Source organism: Agarivorans sp. Toyoura001 (assembly GCF_005405585.1).
Taxonomy (GTDB): domain Bacteria; phylum Pseudomonadota; class Gammaproteobacteria; order Enterobacterales; family Celerinatantimonadaceae; genus Agarivorans.
Genome location: NZ_BJEQ01000019.1, coordinates 1 through 16744 on the forward strand (window position 1 = coordinate 1; position 16744 = coordinate 16744).

Here is a 16744-nt window from a genome sequence, read left to right on the forward strand (position 1 = left end):
AATAAAGCCTCAGGCCTTACCAACCCTGACATCGTTTCTACATCGCTTTGCAGCGCCGCTTGCCGTGTCAGTGGAGTCGCATTATAGGGATCCGCGATTTTGGTGCAAGCGTTTTTTGAAGAAAATCGTAATAAAATTAAGGTTCCTAAGTAGCCCCCAACTAAGCCACACCTTACCCACAAACTTATCCACAAAATCGACGTTTTAAGGCCCATCAAACCTATGAATTAAAAGTAATTGTGTCTTTTAGCAAATTTCTGAAAGAGAAATTGTACATTTTCTAGCTTATCGACAAAAAGCTGGCTAACATGATGTCGCAATTTTGTTAAATAAGTTGCTTTCCATTATTCCGAATACATTGAGCATTGAATTTATTATGAAAAATTCCAGTTTATCCATTGTCATTTTAGTTGCAGCAGCTATAGCTGCATACTTTGTCGCTGGCGCTGTAGCATCTCTTGAACCTATCTATCTGTCTGTTGCAGTAATAGTAGGTGGCGCCATCGTATTATTAAGCTCCGGTTCAGCCTCTAGCGAAGAGTCAAATTCAGATTCATCTGCTAGCGATTCTGCTGACGCTATTGATACCCAAACACTATACGTAGGTAACTTGCCGTACCGTGCAAACGAGTCGGCGATTCGTAAGTTGTTTTCTGACTACGGGCAAGTAGTTTCCGTTCGCTTATTAAAAGACAAGCAAACCGGCAAACGCCGTGGGTTTGGTTTTGTTGAAATGGCAGCTGAAGACGCACCTAAAGCTGTAGAAGCATTGAACGAGCAAGAGTTTCAGCAACGCACCTTGAAGGTACGTGAAGCAAACGAACGTAAAGAGGCTTAAGTTAATAGCTGCAAACTATGTAGGCCATAGTGCTGTAGTTGCTTAAGTAAATCAGAATTAGCGGAATGCTCTGTGCAATATGCATGGGTTTCCGCTTTTTTTTGCATTAAATTCGGTTTACTAGTATCTGTAAGTAGGCTTTGTACTCGCTTGGCTATAGCTGAGCCAGAATCGACAAGTTTAACGTTCTCTCCTAATACCTGTTGTAACTCTTCTTTTAATAGCGGGAAATGAGTACACCCCAGCACAACGCAATCTAATGTCTTGATCGATAGCCACGGCTCTACAACTGCTTTAACAGCCTCTAGTGTAATATGTTCGCCTGCCAGTTTTTGCTCAGCTAACTGCACCAATGATGTAGACCCTACTAATTCGACTTGGCAATCTGCGGCAAAATCATTAATCAATTGTTCTGTATAGCTCCGCTCTACCGTTCCCGGCGTGGCCAATAAGCCAAAATGCTTAGTTTGGCTTAGCTTAGCCGCTGACTTAATCGCAGGCACAACACCCACCACCGGAATAGTTAATGTTTCTCGTAAATAAGGAAGAGATAAAGTACTAGCTGAATTACAGGCAACGACAATGATATCGGGATTAAGTTGATGAACAGCTAACTTTAGCAAGCCCAAGACTCGCTCCACGAGTTGATTGTCGGCTAACTCGCCATAGGGGAAAAAAAGGTTGTCGAATAGGTAGCTATACTGCAGTTCTGGATTAAGTTGCTGAAGCTCTTCGAGAATAGACAGCCCGCCGACACCAGAATCAAAAACAAGAACATGCATTGTTGTACCAATAAACCCCAATAAAAATCAGCCCTAGTGTAACCAATGCTAGGGCTGACGGCCATTGTTAAGCGTTTAGCTTAAAACTTGTAACTCGCACCCACTTCTACCGTGCGGCCAGGGGCTTGATAGTTTTGTGCTGTAGAATACGTTTGGTCGAATAAGTTACGTAGTTTTGCATCTAAACGCAGCCCATTTTGGAAACGATAGTTAGCACTAAGATCCCATACCGAGTAGCTACCCAAGGTTTTGGTGTTAGCCGCATCTTCATAAGACTCACCACTCCATAAGAAATCGACAACCACTTGTAAGTCAGACCAATAAACATCTGCTTTATACTTCACTTGCTCTTCAGAGCGACGAATAAGGTTTTTATTGGTACTGCGGTCTTTTGGATCAAGGTATTCAACAATCACTCTATGGTTTACCCAAGCAGTAGAAAAGTCACCTTGAATTTCGATACCTTGAATACGCGCATCACTAACATTGTCAGGTGTCCATAAGGGCCAAGTATCTGATGGGCCACTGTAGTCATTATCACAACGAGCTACACAGCCCCAAGCAATGAGGTTTTCTACATCGTTACGGAACACATTAAATTGCCACTGGCTACGCAATAAATCTAAAGCAAAACCAAACTCAGTATTAGTAGAGGTTTCAGCTTTAATATTCGGATTTTCGCTGCCTGGGTAATAAAGGTCGTTAAAAGTAGGCGCTCTAAATGCAGTGCCATGTAACGCATTAAAGCGAAGATCAGATTGAAGCTGCCATGCCCATCCTAAGTTATAGGTGGTATGGTCACCATAGTGCTCATTGTCATCATAACGAACGCTAGCTTCTAAGATATGCACTAAGTAGTCTGCTCGAGCACCAATATGCGCGGCTTTGTTGTCGCGGCTTTCTTCCTTATAAGCACTCTTAGAACCAGAAATGTCATCACTTTGGTAATCAAGACCACCTTGCAATAACCACTGTTCATCTAGTTTGTAACCTAACAGCCAGTTAGCGGCTTTGCGCTCGGTTGCATAGCGGTTAGGGTTAACGAAATTACTTGCCTCAGCGCTGTCAGACTTATCTTGATGGTAACTTAAGCCCAGTTCACTAGACCATTGGTTAGCAGCGTAATTAGCACTAACTCCATATACACTTTGCTGATGCTTGTTGAGGTACTTTACACCTTGAATAAATTCAGACTCACCGTCGTTATGGATGGCATAAACACGACCGCGCCAAGATTGGTTAAATTGGTGGTCAATGCTAAACAATCCACCAAAGGTACTATAACCATAGTCTTCGTCTAATGTGTCTTGCGGGCGAATATCGTAGCCGTCACTTTTATCAGCGCTAAGCACCACATTATATTGGGTTGAGCTGCCAATTAAACCACTCGCGCGGCCAGCAATTTTAGCGGTGGCTTCTGTTCCAACCGCAACTTTAAGCCCATGGTACTCGCTGCCAAACTCTGGACGAGTAATAATGTTAATAACACCACCCACTGCGTCAGCACCATAAACAGACGCGCGTGCACCGCGTAAAATTTCAATTCGTTCGACAAACTCAAGAGGCAGCAGGCCTAACTGAGCACCACCTAAAGTTGCGGTGTTAATTCGTACGCCATCAATAAGGTACAACGATTGCGAAGAACCCGAACCACGAATAAATACGCTTTCACTGTGGCCTTTACCACCATTACGGCTAACACTAATACCTACTTGCTGGCTGAGTACATCCACAATGTCTTGGGCGCCACTGCTTTCTATTTCACTGCGAGTTACCACCGTGAAGGGGGCAATAACGCTAGCTGCAGCTTGCTCCATACGGTTAGCGGTAACTACCATGGTGGCTTGTTGTTCTTGAGCAGGCTCTTGAGGGGTTTCTTGGGCATAGCCAAAAGCTGGCGCAACTGCAGCCAGTAATATGAACTTCTTCATCGATGTATCCTAATCGTCGCGTAGTACTTTGCTATTGTAAGCATGTGCGATGTGGCAGGTATTCGGACTTAGAGGCAGGTTACATGTACTACGGCTACGACTTCCCGCTTGGCTAAACAAGCAGTGTCTGGTGATCCTTGGAAAGGGCCAATCCTTGAGCTTTCGTTCCTCTTTACCGCTGCGCGTCAGTTCTGGAGTTCCACCAGATTCCCTATTAAGCCTAAGTTTCGCTTACTTAAGCACCACAGCGGGCGAGATTATAAGCCAGCATTAATGTGATTAATAGCACAAAATGGCTGGCTTTTTCTCTACATGAAATTAACTAATATTGGCGTTTTCGTTCGCTTGATTAGGCGGAGTGTTATTAAACATCGCCAAAGCCTCAGCCATTCTGTCGGCGAAACCTTTAAAGCGTTCTATATCTGCTTGTTTGTCATTCTCTTCACTTGGGCTAGACACCGGTAAAATACCAGCAAGTAAGGTTTCTGTTGTAGACTCTGGCTGAGCAAACAAGGCGCTCACTTTAGCTTGAATGTCTTGCCAAGAACTTAAGAACTGGCTGAGATCGGGCACTAAATCTGATCCACCAGCCGCTTTGTCATCGGCCTGCTGATAAGCTTGGCTCACCGCGACACTTTGTTGCTGCTGAAAATTGACCGCAAAACCCACTAGCTGCTGCTCATCAAAGCCAATCGTTAGCGCTTGATCAAAAGCCTTATCTAAGTCACCAGAGAAGAACTGCTGACCTACTTCATCAACTTGCTTAATTAGATCGGCTATCGCTGCCAGTTCATCTTCATTTAAATCACCTTCAACAGAGAAGCTAAATTGCTGCTGAGACGCAAATGATGCCTGATAGGACGAACCACTTTCGCTATAACTTGCCGCTAATTGCGAGCCGTAACTAATAGTGACCTTATCGCCTTCCGCTGTTTCTAACTGCATGCTAGCAGATTGCGAACTAGACATGGCCAATTGGCTGGCAATAGGTGCTGATTGAATCTCGTAATCACCCTCTTCTATTTTCTCTAGGCCGTCTTGAATCAAGTCATAACTTTTATCAATACCTTTCTCGAGCTCTTCGTTAAGGATCCCCGCATCACTTAGCTCTTCTCGAGCGCTTTCAAAGCCAATATCTACACCTTTACGGGCTTGAGCCATCATCTCGGCCAATTTATCTTCCGACATCCCAGATTGCTTTGCGCTATATAAAGAGCTAGCAACAAAGTTAAGTACATTTCTCGCCACTTCTTCGGCATCAAACACACTCACTTGCTGCGGCTTAGGTAAGCTAACGCCGCCCGTGGCCATCGACAAAGTGTGTTTTTCTATTGAACTCAACAATACATGGCTGGCTACAGCACCTTGTTGATTTAGGCTTGCCTTGTCGTCGGCGAGATTATTCCTTTTCTCGATCGCCGGCGCAGACTGTTGCAATAAGCGCTCGGCATATTGCTGCACGGGTGTTTTACCCAAGCCATTTAGTTCGTTCATAAAGCCTCCATGGATTTACCCTAGTCACAGCTTATCGGCGACCAAATTTAAAACTTTAGAAATTTTATCACTATTATTGTAGATAAACTGGACAAGCAAGCCATGCGCCTTTAAATTGCGCTCCTTGCTAGAACACAGGAGCGGCCATGAGCGCTATCGCATACTACCCAGAACAGTACCAAGAACTCTTGGCCGAGAAAGTCGCTAAACGTCGCGAACAATTTGCCGAGTTTTCTCCACCCGAGCCAAGTGTGTTCGCATCTCCGACTAAACACTATCGTATGCGCGCCGAGTTTCGCGTATGGCACGAGGGCGACGACCTCTATTACATTATGTTTGATCAAAAGACCAAGCAGAAGTTTAGAGTAGACACTTTTCCACCAGCGAGTGAAATCATCAATCAGCTGATGCCTTTATTAGTTGAAAAGCTCAAAAGCAACACGCTATTGCGCCACAAGTTGTTTCAGGTAGATTTTCTGTCAACCTTGAGTGGCGAGGCGATCGTAAGTCTGCTTTACCATAAGCCCATTGATGAAAGCTGGCGCACAGCAGCAGAACAACTTAAAGCCGAGCTTAGCCAACAATTCTCAATTCAATTAATTGGCCGCTCACGCAAACAAAAAATGTGCTTAAGCGATGATCGTGTTGATGAAGTGCTTCGCGTGAATGGCGAAGAGATTGTTTATCAACAAATAGAAAATAGCTTCACCCAACCTAATGCAGTAGTGAATCAGCACATGCTAGATTGGGCGCAAAACACCACTCGCTCTAGCCAAGGTGACTTGCTGGAGCTGTATTGCGGCAACGGTAACTTCTCACTGGCGCTGGCTAAAAACTTTAATCGAGTACTGGCCACCGAAATCGCCAAACCCTCGGTGCAGGCTGCGCAATACAATATAAAAGTGAATCAAATAGATAACGTGAAAATTTTACGTTTGTCTGCAGAAGAATTTACCCAAGCGATGTTGGGTGAGCGAGAGTTTCGCCGCTTACAAGAAGCCGATGTGGATTTAAGTAGTTATCAATGCGATACCATTTTGGTTGACCCACCACGTGCGGGACTAGACGACGCTACGTTAGGCATGGTGCAAGCTTACGACAACATTGTGTATATTTCTTGTAACCCTAATACCTTGTACAACAACCTTGGCGAACTCAGTAAAACTCACCAGATTAGCCATTGGGCTTTGTTCGATCAGTTCCCTTATACCGACCACATAGAGGTTGGCATCTACTTACAACGCCGTTAAACCCAGCCAACAACAGCGATTAATGCATCTTAATCGCTGTTGCTTGAGATCCATTTAAGTAAGGATTGCTTATGCACCCTTGCTCTTTTGCTACTCTACTCACTATATTCAGCTTTTTTAGCTTAGCGGCAGAACCTGCGAGTACACCCTATATTGGAGTGACAAAGCAGAGGGTAGATTGGATAGTTTGAGTCATGCACAACAAGACCACCGAGGGATCCTTCAAGGAAAAAATACTTAGTTCGCGGGAATAATGCCGATTAGTACATTGTTAACCAACAAAGCGCCGATAAATTCGCTAAACAGCCAGAAACTTACCTACCTCGTTACAACTGTTTTTTCCTCAAATGCCTTATCAATAGGTGAAGGCTTGGTAGCCACCAACGGCAAAGTACCGGAGCTTTTGGGTGGTGAACGGATTTATCCTATGCTCAAAAGGCAGGCGATAATAGTTACAAAGCAACTGGTAGACCTACCTGCAATAAACCAGTAAAGCCAAGCAACCAAAACTAACGCTTAAAACCGCCGAGTTTGAACATAAGCCATAAGCCAATAAACAGGCAAATCAGCAACAACACTAAGTTACTGCCTATGTCTGGAAACTGCGCCCGCAGCATAGCCGAATAGCCTAATGCACCTAACAAAAAGGCCGCGACTCCCATCAGCGGAGAGTCTTCGCTAAGATCTTTTTCCATATAAAGTTGATACAGCTGCATTATTGACAGCACAAAGGCAATAATCGGAAATACTGAAAACGTCAATTCCGGCACTGTGAGTAAAGCCAGACTAGCATTGCCACACAAACCTGCGATAAACGCTAATAACAATAGCCACTTTTTTACCTTCATATATACCTCTTAGCTTAATGCTTGAGTACGATTATATAACGCTGCACCTTTAGCCACTATACGCAACTGCTTAACCGTTTTGTCTGCCAACACTTGCCTATCGAACTCGGCCAGATCTAAAGCCGATGCTCCGGCATTGAAGACTAAAATCACCATCGCTTCAGCTTGCATCTGGGCATCATCTCGCGGGCACTTATATTGGTGCTCTAAATAGTCGGTCAGTTCCGCGATAAAATGGGCAATCTCTCGTGCTACTGCCGCTCTAAACGCTGGTGAAGTCCCAGAACGCTCTCGCAGCAACAATCGAAAAATATTGGGATTGTTATAAACAAACTCCATAAAAGTATCTACCGAGGTCCCAATAACGCTCCCCCCAGTGGCAATAATGCGTTGCCGTGCTTGACGCATAAGTTGTCGCAGAGTTAAGCCTCCTTCATCAACTAAGGTTAGGCCTAATTCTTCCATATCGGAAAAATGGCGATAAAAAGACGTCGGTGCAATTCCTGCTTCTCTTGCCACCTCGCGTAAGCTCAGGCTCGATAAACTGCGCTCAGCACTTAGTTGGCTAAACGCAGCATCAATAATTGATCTACGGGTTTTTTCTTTTTGCTGCGCTCTAACGCCACTCATAGTTTTCCCTTTATTTTAACAGCACCATCATACCGCGAGCTGAATAAAACCCAAATCGAAGATTAGCTTTAACTTAAAGCCAAGCTTTTAACCACAAAATGATACAACTCAGGAATTTTTCACTGAAAAGCATTTCATAAAAAAACAATAATCTCAATAAAACCAAAGATGCGAGCTAGGTCAATATTCCATCAACCTGAAAACGATACCAAGTATCCAGCCTTGCTGCGCTGTGATTAACTCAATCTATATAAGACGTACCTAGCAAGGATGAATAATGAATTGGTCGAAAAGCGCCATCTCAATGGCAGTAGTATTCGGTTTAAGCGCTTGTGGCGGCGGTGGTAGTGACGGCGGTGGCACACCTACTGTTCCAGATTATGAATACCAAGCATACGCCTGTGATGCTGCTATTTATGAAAAAGCCAAAGAACTACGTATATACCAGGTAATGACCGAAGCATTTATCGATGGCGATTCTAGTCACGACTATAATGACGGTTATGGCACTAGCCACCACAAAGGTGACTTGCAAGGAATTATCGATTCTCTCGATTACATTCAAGGCCTTGGCATGAATGCCGTTTGGATGACACCTATCTTTGATTCTCAAGGTGATTCTAAACTAGACGCTACCGGCTACTTCACCCGCAACTACTTCGCCATTGATCCAAATTTTGGCACCATGGAACAAGCGCGCACTTTAGTTGATGAAGCTCACGCTCGTGGAATGTACGTGATATTTGATGGCGTATTTGGTCATCACAAAGGCAACGTTACACCTTCTCCGAACGGTTTAACGCCGTCAGGAAGCGACAACCCGGTGAGCTACCCGGGTACTGATAACGACACTTTAGAGTTTTATAAAGAAGTGGCTTCTTATTGGATCACCGAACTAGGCATTGACGGTTGGCGTTTAGACCAAGCGTATCAAGTTCCGGTTGGTGCTTGGGGTGAGATCCGTAAAACAGTGGAAGATGCTTCTAAAGCGAAAACTTACACAATGAATGGCGAAACCGTTAATCCTATGGGCTATCTGGTAGCCGAAATTTGGAGAGGTGAATCTGAAATTGCAGAACAAGCTTATGGTACTGCCGAGCAACCGGGCTTATGTTCAGCCTTTGACTTCCCTGGTCGTTACCGCATTGTTCAGTCATATGCTGTTGAAGAGAGTGGCAGCAATAACCATAGCGCGGGCAACTTAGCCAGTGTGTTTAGTACTCACTCAGCCTACCCTGACCACGCTGTTCCTAATGGTTTTATCTCTAATCACGATTTAGTCCGCTTAGGCGACTTACAACAGCGCGGCAACATCGCAGAACCAAATGAATCAGAGTATTGGTTACGCCATAAAGCAGCAAATGCATTTTTGGCTGCCTATTCAGGACCAATTACTTTCTACTATGGTGAAGAAATTGGCGATGAAGTTCCTGGCTTTGCCGATCAAGAAGACAACTCTACTTGTGCAGCAGATGGTTTATGTGATGACCACGTCGCTCGTAACAGTGGCAAAGTAGAAGGTTTGCCTAACGGCGATCGCACCAACAATGAACTGTTTAGTGCTAACGTTAATCAAGCTGACCTTCGCGATTACATTGCCAAACTGATGCAAATTCGTTCTGAGCACGCAGCCTTATACAAAGGTGAACGCACGGCCATTGTGACCGAAGAAGCGACTAGTGTTTACTTTGACCATAAACAATCAGGTGATAATGTCGCGCTATACCTTGCAAACACTAGCACCACACCAAAAACAATTACCGTAAGTGACACTCAAATTGGTAGTAATGGAGACTTACGCGATCTTATTACTGAAGACGTGATAGCTCAGGCATCAGGTGAATATGAAATTACCCTTGGTTCTTTAGAGTCACGCTTCTTCCAAGTTATTGACCCATCTCCAGAAGGCCCTGATACAGGCGGAATCATTGGTGAAGGCGAACTAGCTGACTGTACACTTCCAGACTCGAATGAAACAGGACCAATTGGCGAAGACGTTTTTGCCCGCGGTTCTCACAATGGTTGGGCAGCCGTTGATACTCACAAGCTTAGTTACAAAGGTAACAACCTATACCAGCTAGTATTTGATGAACCAAGTGAGACTGCCTTTGGTTTCAAATACGCTGTAGCGGAATGGAGTGACGATAGCACTAAGCGATTCGAAGTTTCTACGCCGACTCAAACGGTTGTGTTAGGAACAACGCTTCCAGTATCGCGAATTGAAGGTTCAGGAAAAGAAATGAATGTGACGATTCCTGAGGCTGGAAAATACGTTTATAGCCTGAAACTTGACAATGCAGAACCAGAATCAGCCTCGGGTACGATGATGGTTAGCAAATGTGAGTAAAAGTTAGAGAAGTGGCCCTTAGGGCCATTTCTTACTGTAAGAAAGGTTTTCTAGCAACCCTTAAAACTAGACTGAAGGTTTGCCTTCAAACGTTTGTAAACACCCTTAATATCCTGTTTGGCCTCTTAAGTTTTAAGAGGCCTTTTTTTGTTCTCAGCTCATTAACTGACACAGGTTCACAAGGTCGGCTTGTATTGCACCAGCCGTCACTTCTCGACCCGCGCCAGGGCCTTGGATAACGAGTTGATTTTGCTTATACCACTGGCTTTCAATGGCAAATACATTGTCGCAGGGTTTTAAATTTGCGAAAGGGTGCTGAGCGTCTATTGCCGCTAATCCTACTTCTGCTTGGCCTTTAGCATCTACTTTCGCTAAAAAGCGAATCACTTTGCCTTGACGCTTAGCATCGTTAAACGCTTGCAACATTGGCTCATCTAACTCAGACATGGCATCTAGAAAGGCCTCTAAGTCTAAGTGAGCTAAATCCTCGGGCACCAAAGACTCTAGGCTAATATCACTCAACTCCAATTCCAAGCCGGCTTCTCGCGCTAATATCAGAAGCTTTCGCTGTGCGTCTTTACCCGATAAATCCTCTCTAGGATCAGGCTCTGTTAAGCCTTGATTAAGCGCATCCGCTAGCAATTCTGAAAATGCTAAAGAACCATCGTACTGTTGGAAGAGCCAGCTTAAGGTGCCAGAAAAGATCCCCGATATAGACTCAATGTTGTCACCAGCTTGGCGTAACTGCTGAATGCTAGATTGCACCGGCAAACCCGCACCAACGGTGGCATTACTTAACCAATGGCAAGAGTGATCGGCAAAGGCCTTTGTCAGAGCCGCATAGTTTGCTTGCTCGCTAGCGCCAGCATGTTTATTCGCAGTTATGAGATGGAAACCCCGGCGTGCGAACTCTTGATAATATGCACTAAGCGCTTCACTGGCGGTAATATCTACCACCACTAGCTCGTCATAGGGGTGACGACTCAGCTTATCAAATAACTCAGGCCAAATAAGCGGCACATCGGCCTCAATACTTAAAACCTCGTCGGCATGTAAACCTGCAAAATTTAAGTGACCAGCTTGGCTAGAAAATACTCCCGCTAAGCTCAGTTCTAATCCGTATTGCTGTTGTAACTGCGGTTGTTGCTCGGCAAATAAACCCAGCCATTGGCTACCTATATTACCCTTACCAAACACAATCAGACCTAGATTAGTTTTTTGTTTAAACAGATTAGTGTGCAACTCTTTAAGCAAAGGCTCTAAGGTAATTTTTCTTACCACGGCACATAGGCTGAGCTTATCGGCACTTGAATGAATAAATTCAAGTGGTTGCTCAGCTAACTGTTGGAAAAACTGATAGCACTGTTGCGGGTTATCACATACTCCAGCTCCAACCAACGCAACCAAACAGAACCCTTCGCTGCGCTCAACTTGTTTAAGTTGAAACTGCTCGGCTAATTGGTCAATTCTGCTCAAGGCTTCATCAACCAGCTCACGGGTATATGCCATTCGCAAAGAACCCGTTTCACTGTGTTTGTGGCGAGTCGCCGGCGCTAAATGGCTTTTTGCTAAGGCCTCCAGTAGCGCGGTGGCATTGCTTGAAAAATCGTGGCTGAAAGTAAGCTCAAGTAATACGATGTCATCTACAGAAGTAACAATTTTTGCAGTATTGTTCTTAATGCCTTTGCGATGAATCAGAGTTTGCCCATCATTCGGCGCATAACTGCAGCGCAAACTCACTTTTTGCTTAGATCTCGCAAGTGGTTCTAGGGTGCGCGCGTGTAATACTGAGCTGCCAATACGCGATAACTCAGCCGCCTCTTTTAGGGCTAAGTTTTCGAGCAAGTGAGCATCTTTCACCAAGCGTGGATCAGCGCTGTAAATGCCAGCAACGTCGCTCCAAATTGTGGTTGATATTGCGTTGGCTAAAGCGGCTAATTCAGTGGCAGAATAATCACTGCCATTACGCCCTAAGGTGACGGTTCGACCTTGGCAATCACTACAGATAAAGCCGGTAACCACCATTCGGCATGCAGGTTTCGCCGCCAAGCATTTAGCTAACAATGGTGTACTTTGGCTAACGTCCACTTGCGGCTGCGCCGATAGCTCGGCCTTGAAAAACTCGCGAGAGTCTAACCATTCGGCTTGGCAATCGCTTTCGCTAAGCAAAGCAGCCAATAAGCGAGCAGACCAGCGCTCGCCAAACGACAGAACCTCATTAGTATTAAAGGTGTCTAACTCACCCTCTAGAATACTGGCAATGTAGCGGTGCTCAGTGTCTAAGGCTTGAACCAGCGATTGCGCGGTAAGCTTGCTAAGCAACTCTTTGGCTAACTTACCTTGAAACTCAATCAACGCTTGTAGCGCTTCAGCAGTGGCGTCGTCGGCTTGCTGAGCCAATTCAATAATGTTGATTAAGCGATTGGTGGTTTTACCTGCGGCAGAGACCACAATCAAATCTTGGGCTTGCGAATGCTGGGCAACAATATTGGCTACACGCTTAAAACATCCCGCGTCAGCCAAGCTGCTACCACCAAATTTGTGAACATGTCTATTTACCGACACCGAATACCTCTCTACAACTTTTAGCCCGCTTAAAGCGAGGCAAAGGCCTGTTGTAAGTCATTAACTAAATCTTGGGCGTCTTCTAAACCCACCGATACCCGTAATAGCTGGTTAGAAATTCCCGCTTCCGCTAAGGCTTCAGCCGACATCGCCGCGTGAGTCATGGTAGCAGGGTGAGCGATTAGACTCTCTACCCCACCTAAAGATTCCGCCAAAGAGAACAATTGTAAGTTTTTAAGAAACTTAACCATTTGGCTTTCTTCAAGTTCCAGCTCAAAACTCAACATAGCACCAAAACCGCGTTGCTGACTTTGCGCCAGCGCATGCCCTGGGTGCTCTGGTAATCCAGGATAATAGATGTTGCCCACAACGCCTTGCTGCTGCAAACAAGCCACAATGGCTTGAGCATTTTCTTGATGCACATTCATTCTAGCTTTTAGTGTGCGCAAACCACGCAAAGTAAGGTAGGAATCAAAAGCCGAACCCGTTAACCCTAAACAGTTAGCCCACCAAGCCAATTGCTCGGCCAGTTCTTCGTTGGCCGCAACCACCATACCGGCAACCACGTCCGAGTGGCCGTTAATGTATTTAGTGGCCGAGTGCACCACAATGTCGGCACCTAACAAAATTGGCGTTTGCAAAGCCGGGGAAAGGAAGGTGTTATCCACTACTACTAAAGCACCTGCGGCATGTGCTTGTTCGGCAATAGTTTTAATGTCTACAATTCGAAGCAAAGGGTTACTTGGGGTCTCTAACCACACTAATTTGGGCTTCTTAGCCAATAACTGCGTCAACGCTGCGTAATCGTTTTGATCAACAAAAGCCACTTCAAAGGCATTTTTCTTAGCTAGGCTGTCGAATAAACGGTAGCTACCACCGTAACAATCATGCGGCGCAACCAATAAATCGCCCGGCTCAAGCAAGGCTGTAACAAGGTTAACCGCCGACATACCGGTGTTAGTAATCACCGCACCAGCACCATGTTCTAAATCGGCAATCGCCTCAGCCAAAATATGACGGGTTGGATTACCAGAGCGACTGTAATCAAACTGACGCTTCTGATTAAAATCAGCAAAGCTATAATTGCTAGACAAATAAATAGGCGGCACTACTGCGCCGTGTTGGCTATCACTTTCTATACCGCTGCGCACTGCTATAGTGGCAGCTTGAAGATCTTTTAAAGACATTTGCTGATCTACTCCCTCAATTCATCCTGCCACTTTACCACCAGCAAAAAAGACGTCAACACTTCTAGACGTCTAAATGTCTTTGCTGTTGGATTGCTAAGTCGCATTTCCCCCGTTACAATAGGGTCTCTTTGGTTTGGTGTGTATTGTAGTATGTCGACAGAATGGAACGGTGAGTGGATCAGCCCTTACGCTGAACACGGTAAAAAAAGTGAACAAGTTAAAAAAATCACAGTATCAATTCCGCTTAAGGTATTAAAGATACTCACTGACGAGCGTACTCGCAGACAAATTAATAACCTGCGTCACGCCACCAATAGCGAACTGCTTTGTGAGGCTTTCCTTCATGCCTACACAGGCCAACCGCTGCCCGACGATGCCGACTTACAAAAAGATAAGCCCGACCCGGCGTTAGAAAAAGCCGCCCAAGCAGAACTCAATAAAGAAGATTAAGATTTTACAAAGCCGCTCACCGAGCGGCTTTTTTATTGCCTAAACCCAGCGCATAACAAATTATTTTCACCAACTATTACACATAAACTGTAATCAATTTGGGGGCTTACCGGTCTGTAAACAGGCTCTTAACTTAAAATAGGTAAAAGGATGAAAACGTCGTACCCACCTCAGTTAGCCTCAAAGCTATCACTTGGTCTTTTATGTTTAAGGCTAAGCATTGCCCTCGTGTTTACAATATGGGCCTTAGATAAAGTACTTGTACCAGAGCATGCAATAAAAGTGTTCTCTGGCTTTTACGGATTAAATTTAACCACCAATACACTTATTGCCATGGGGCTTGCACAACTGGCCTTTATCGCAGCCTTTACCTTAGGTTTATGGAAAAACATCACCTACCTTGCAGTGTTGGTACTGCATGCTGGTTCAACATTTTCTTCATTTGCTAAGTATCTAGACCCATTTAATAACTTATTGTTCTTTGCTGCTTGGCCAATGCTAGCCGCATGCTTAGCACTCTATTTGCTGCGAGATTATGACACTTGGACTTTGGGTAAAACTCGCTCTTTAGAGCAGAGAGAAGAAGCCAACAACTAAGAACTAATTGATAAAACGAAGCCGCTGATTAAGCGGCTTTTGTTGCTTTATCTTACCTAAGGCTACACTCGCCTCCATTCTCTTTATCCCTCATCTGTTAGCTCAACGAATCAGTTTCGCCTAACGGCGACGTCATTTTGCTTTGGCGACCAAAGAAAAACGAAGCAAAAAGAAAGGTCGCCCCGCATTATCTAAACCCTCGATGCTCAGTTTAAAGCGCGCCTGCGCAACTCGGCGATAATGGTGGGAAAATACTCCGCACAATAAGCATGTCTATTTCTAAATAACAAATACATCATCATTTATGAAGGTAGAGCGCAATCAAAATACAATTAAATGATAAGGTATTGAACAGGAAGAGTTGACCAAAGATCAACAGTTTTAGAGAGAATCATATGCAAAAGAAATATCAGGTTTTTGTTAGCTCGACTTACGATGATTTGAAAGATGAAAGAAAGTTCGTCTCTGAAAACTTGCTAAAATGCAACTGCATTCCAGTCGGAATGGAACTTTTCCCATCTACCAACACAACTCAATGGGAGTTCATAAAAGGTCTCATAGACGAATGCGACTATTATGTTCTTGTTCTTGTTCTTGTTCTTGGGGGAAGATACGGGAGTGAGTGTGAAATCAATGAGCCTTACCGAGATGAATTCGGCTTTAAGAGGTCTAGAAAAGTGTCTCGTAGTTTTACTCATCACGAATATCACTATGCTATAACCCAAAATATACCGATTATAAGCTTCTTGTTTAAAGACCCAGAAGACTTAAAGGCTAGTAAAGTAGAAAGAACTGATCATGGAAGAGAACTTTATTCAGCTTTTAGAAGTGTCGTTGAAAACAATAACCGAATGTGTTCATACTGGGAGTCTCCGGAAGACCTCGCTCTTAAAGTAACTTTTGCTATAAATGAGCTAATTAATTCGCATCCAATGCCTGGTTGGATAAGAGCTTTAGACTCATCAACAGATAACCTACTCTCCCAACGTTTGAGTAGTGAAAATGAGAAATTAAATAGGAAAGTTCAACGGCTAGAACTCGAAATTGCTCGTGGGATTGGAGCTTTATCCAGTATACCTGTACTTAACTCCCCTATTGATAGCCAGCCTACAGGAAAAGAGTTTTGGAAAATAAGATATTCTATTTTGCAGTTTAGATATCGAGGCAACGGATTCATCCAATCTTCGTATTCAACCAATGCAGATATAAGCAAACTAAAACACATAGTTGAAGAGAAAATTAGGCAGGTTAGCTCTGAAGGAGAAATAGGAATTCTAATCAAAGAGTACGTGTTTGATACCACTCTATCAACTTCAAACGAGGCTGTTCCAATGTTTCCATTAGTTGGCGGTACATACCGAACAGGTGACATTCGACATTTTTCAGTGCACCCAGAAGATATTTTTTTGATTCAGGCATGGCTAAAAGAAAAGCAAATCTACACAATAGATGAAAATGGATACATAGTTTCTTACCCTGTGAACGAATAAAAATCACATAGGTTTCCAGACACAAAAAAAGCGCCCTTAGGCGCTTTTTGTTTGCTGTGTAGCGTAAATAAGACTGGCTTATTTTTTGCCCAATACAGCGAATTTCTTGTTGAAACGATCAACACGACCACCGGTATCAACGTTACGTTGCTTACCAGTGTAGAACGGGTGACATTTGTCACATACGTCTAGGAACATTGCGCCAGTGCGAGTAGATTTAGTTTCGATTACGTTACCGCAAGAACAAGTAGCAGTAAGTACTTCGTAAGTTGGATGGATATCAGTTTTCATGGATTACCTCAATACTTGGGCCGTATCGCCATCTGGTCGCC

The 16744-nt window shown here is 44.3% G+C and carries 14 protein-coding genes and 1 riboswitch; of the genes, 6 read left to right on the top strand and 8 right to left on the bottom strand.

Annotated features, from left to right (window positions below; genetic code table 11):
• Nucleotides 1-376: 376 nt before the first annotated feature.
• Nucleotides 377-838: an RNA-binding protein gene (locus FFR00_RS17835; protein ID WP_137674770.1), complete on the top strand. Its 462-nt coding sequence runs from the start codon at nt 377-379 to the stop codon at nt 836-838.
• Here the strand turns inward: FFR00_RS17835 and murI are convergent.
• From murI to FFR00_RS17850, 3 genes are all read right to left on the bottom strand, one after another.
• Complete coding sequence (murI, locus tag FFR00_RS17840; protein WP_137674771.1) at nt 835-1620, bottom strand: glutamate racemase; 786 nt, start codon at nt 1618-1620, stop codon at nt 835-837. The genes FFR00_RS17835 and murI overlap by 4 nt on opposite strands.
• An 80-nt stretch (nt 1621-1700) precedes the next feature.
• Entirely contained in the window at nt 1701-3551 is a 1851-nt protein-coding gene (locus FFR00_RS17845) for a TonB-dependent receptor domain-containing protein (protein ID WP_137674772.1), read from the bottom strand.
• A gap of 35 nt (nt 3552-3586) precedes the next feature.
• Nucleotides 3587-3813: riboswitch (cobalamin riboswitch) on the bottom strand.
• Nucleotides 3814-3869: 56 nt separating this feature from the next.
• Nucleotides 3870-5045 carry a DUF5610 domain-containing protein gene (locus tag FFR00_RS17850; RefSeq protein ID WP_137674773.1) on the bottom strand — a complete coding sequence of 392 codons (1176 nt, stop codon included), beginning with the start codon at nt 5043-5045 and terminating at the stop codon, nt 3870-3872.
• Between the two features lie 146 nt (nt 5046-5191).
• On the opposite strand from FFR00_RS17850, the gene trmA reads away from it, so the two are divergent.
• Entirely contained in the window at nt 5192-6295 is a 1104-nt protein-coding gene (trmA, locus tag FFR00_RS17855) for a tRNA (uridine(54)-C5)-methyltransferase TrmA (RefSeq protein WP_137674774.1), read from the top strand.
• 509 nt (nt 6296-6804) lie between these two features.
• Here the strand turns inward: trmA and FFR00_RS17860 are convergent.
• A complete protein-coding gene (locus FFR00_RS17860; RefSeq protein WP_137674775.1) occupies nt 6805-7143 on the bottom strand; it encodes a DUF1422 family protein in 339 nt (112 codons plus the stop codon).
• A gap of 9 nt (nt 7144-7152) precedes the next feature.
• On the bottom strand, nt 7153-7773 hold the full coding sequence (gene fabR, locus FFR00_RS17865) for an HTH-type transcriptional repressor FabR (protein ID WP_137674776.1): 621 nt from the start codon (nt 7771-7773) through the stop codon (nt 7153-7155).
• A 277-nt stretch (nt 7774-8050) separates the two neighbouring features.
• Here fabR and FFR00_RS17870 point away from each other — a divergent pair, with 277 nt between their 5' ends.
• Complete coding sequence (locus FFR00_RS17870; protein ID WP_137674777.1) at nt 8051-10120, top strand: alpha-amylase family glycosyl hydrolase; 2070 nt, start codon at nt 8051-8053, stop codon at nt 10118-10120.
• A gap of 153 nt (nt 10121-10273) precedes the next feature.
• Here the strand turns inward: FFR00_RS17870 and metL are convergent, their stop codons facing one another.
• Nucleotides 10274-12685, bottom strand: a complete 2412-nt coding sequence (gene metL / locus FFR00_RS17875; RefSeq protein WP_137674778.1) for a bifunctional aspartate kinase/homoserine dehydrogenase II — start codon at nt 12683-12685, stop codon at nt 10274-10276.
• A gap of 29 nt (nt 12686-12714) precedes the next feature.
• Nucleotides 12715-13872 carry a cystathionine gamma-synthase gene (metB, locus tag FFR00_RS17880; protein ID WP_137674779.1) on the bottom strand — a complete coding sequence of 386 codons (1158 nt, stop codon included), beginning with the start codon at nt 13870-13872 and terminating at the stop codon, nt 12715-12717.
• Nucleotides 13873-14025: 153 nt separating this feature from the next.
• Here metB and metJ point away from each other — a divergent pair, with 153 nt between their 5' ends.
• The 3 genes from metJ to FFR00_RS17895 all read left to right on the top strand — a co-directional run bounded on the left by metJ (nt 14026) and on the right by FFR00_RS17895 (nt 16412).
• Nucleotides 14026-14325: a met regulon transcriptional regulator MetJ gene (metJ, locus tag FFR00_RS17885; protein WP_137674780.1), complete on the top strand. Its 300-nt coding sequence runs from the start codon at nt 14026-14028 to the stop codon at nt 14323-14325.
• A 228-nt stretch (nt 14326-14553) separates the two neighbouring features.
• A complete protein-coding gene (locus tag FFR00_RS17890) occupies nt 14554-14922 on the top strand; it encodes a hypothetical protein (protein ID WP_306766898.1) in 369 nt (122 codons plus the stop codon).
• A gap of 395 nt (nt 14923-15317) precedes the next feature.
• Nucleotides 15318-16412 (top strand): DUF4062 domain-containing protein, encoded by a 1095-nt coding sequence (locus tag FFR00_RS17895; protein ID WP_137674782.1) that lies wholly within the window; start codon nt 15318-15320, stop codon nt 16410-16412.
• A 78-nt stretch (nt 16413-16490) separates the two neighbouring features.
• Here FFR00_RS17895 and rpmE read toward each other — a convergent pair whose 3' ends face one another.
• Nucleotides 16491-16703 carry a 50S ribosomal protein L31 gene (rpmE, locus tag FFR00_RS17900; protein ID WP_016399703.1) on the bottom strand — a complete coding sequence of 71 codons (213 nt, stop codon included), beginning with the start codon at nt 16701-16703 and terminating at the stop codon, nt 16491-16493.
• Nucleotides 16704-16744: the final 41 nt, after the last annotated feature.

What these genes read in the sequence shown, in the direction of transcription:
- FFR00_RS17835 (WP_137674770.1), top strand. Translation starts at nt 377, where the DNA reads ATGAAAAATTCCAGTTTATCCATTGTCATTTTAGTTGCAGCAGCTATA.
- murI (WP_137674771.1), bottom strand. Translation starts at nt 1,620, where the DNA reads ATGCATGTTCTTGTTTTTGATTCTGGTGTCGGCGGGCTGTCTATTCTC.
- FFR00_RS17845 (WP_137674772.1), bottom strand. Translation starts at nt 3,551, where the DNA reads ATGAAGAAGTTCATATTACTGGCTGCAGTTGCGCCAGCTTTTGGCTAT.
- FFR00_RS17850 (WP_137674773.1), bottom strand. Translation starts at nt 5,045, where the DNA reads ATGAACGAACTAAATGGCTTGGGTAAAACACCCGTGCAGCAATATGCC.
- trmA (WP_137674774.1), top strand. Translation starts at nt 5,192, where the DNA reads ATGAGCGCTATCGCATACTACCCAGAACAGTACCAAGAACTCTTGGCC.
- FFR00_RS17860 (WP_137674775.1), bottom strand. Translation starts at nt 7,143, where the DNA reads ATGAAGGTAAAAAAGTGGCTATTGTTATTAGCGTTTATCGCAGGTTTG.
- fabR (WP_137674776.1), bottom strand. Translation starts at nt 7,773, where the DNA reads ATGAGTGGCGTTAGAGCGCAGCAAAAAGAAAAAACCCGTAGATCAATT.
- FFR00_RS17870 (WP_137674777.1), top strand. Translation starts at nt 8,051, where the DNA reads ATGAATTGGTCGAAAAGCGCCATCTCAATGGCAGTAGTATTCGGTTTA.
- metB (WP_137674779.1), bottom strand. Translation starts at nt 13,872, where the DNA reads ATGTCTTTAAAAGATCTTCAAGCTGCCACTATAGCAGTGCGCAGCGGT.
- metJ (WP_137674780.1), top strand. Translation starts at nt 14,026, where the DNA reads ATGTCGACAGAATGGAACGGTGAGTGGATCAGCCCTTACGCTGAACAC.
- FFR00_RS17895 (WP_137674782.1), top strand. Translation starts at nt 15,318, where the DNA reads ATGCAAAAGAAATATCAGGTTTTTGTTAGCTCGACTTACGATGATTTG.
- rpmE (WP_016399703.1), bottom strand. Translation starts at nt 16,703, where the DNA reads ATGAAAACTGATATCCATCCAACTTACGAAGTACTTACTGCTACTTGT.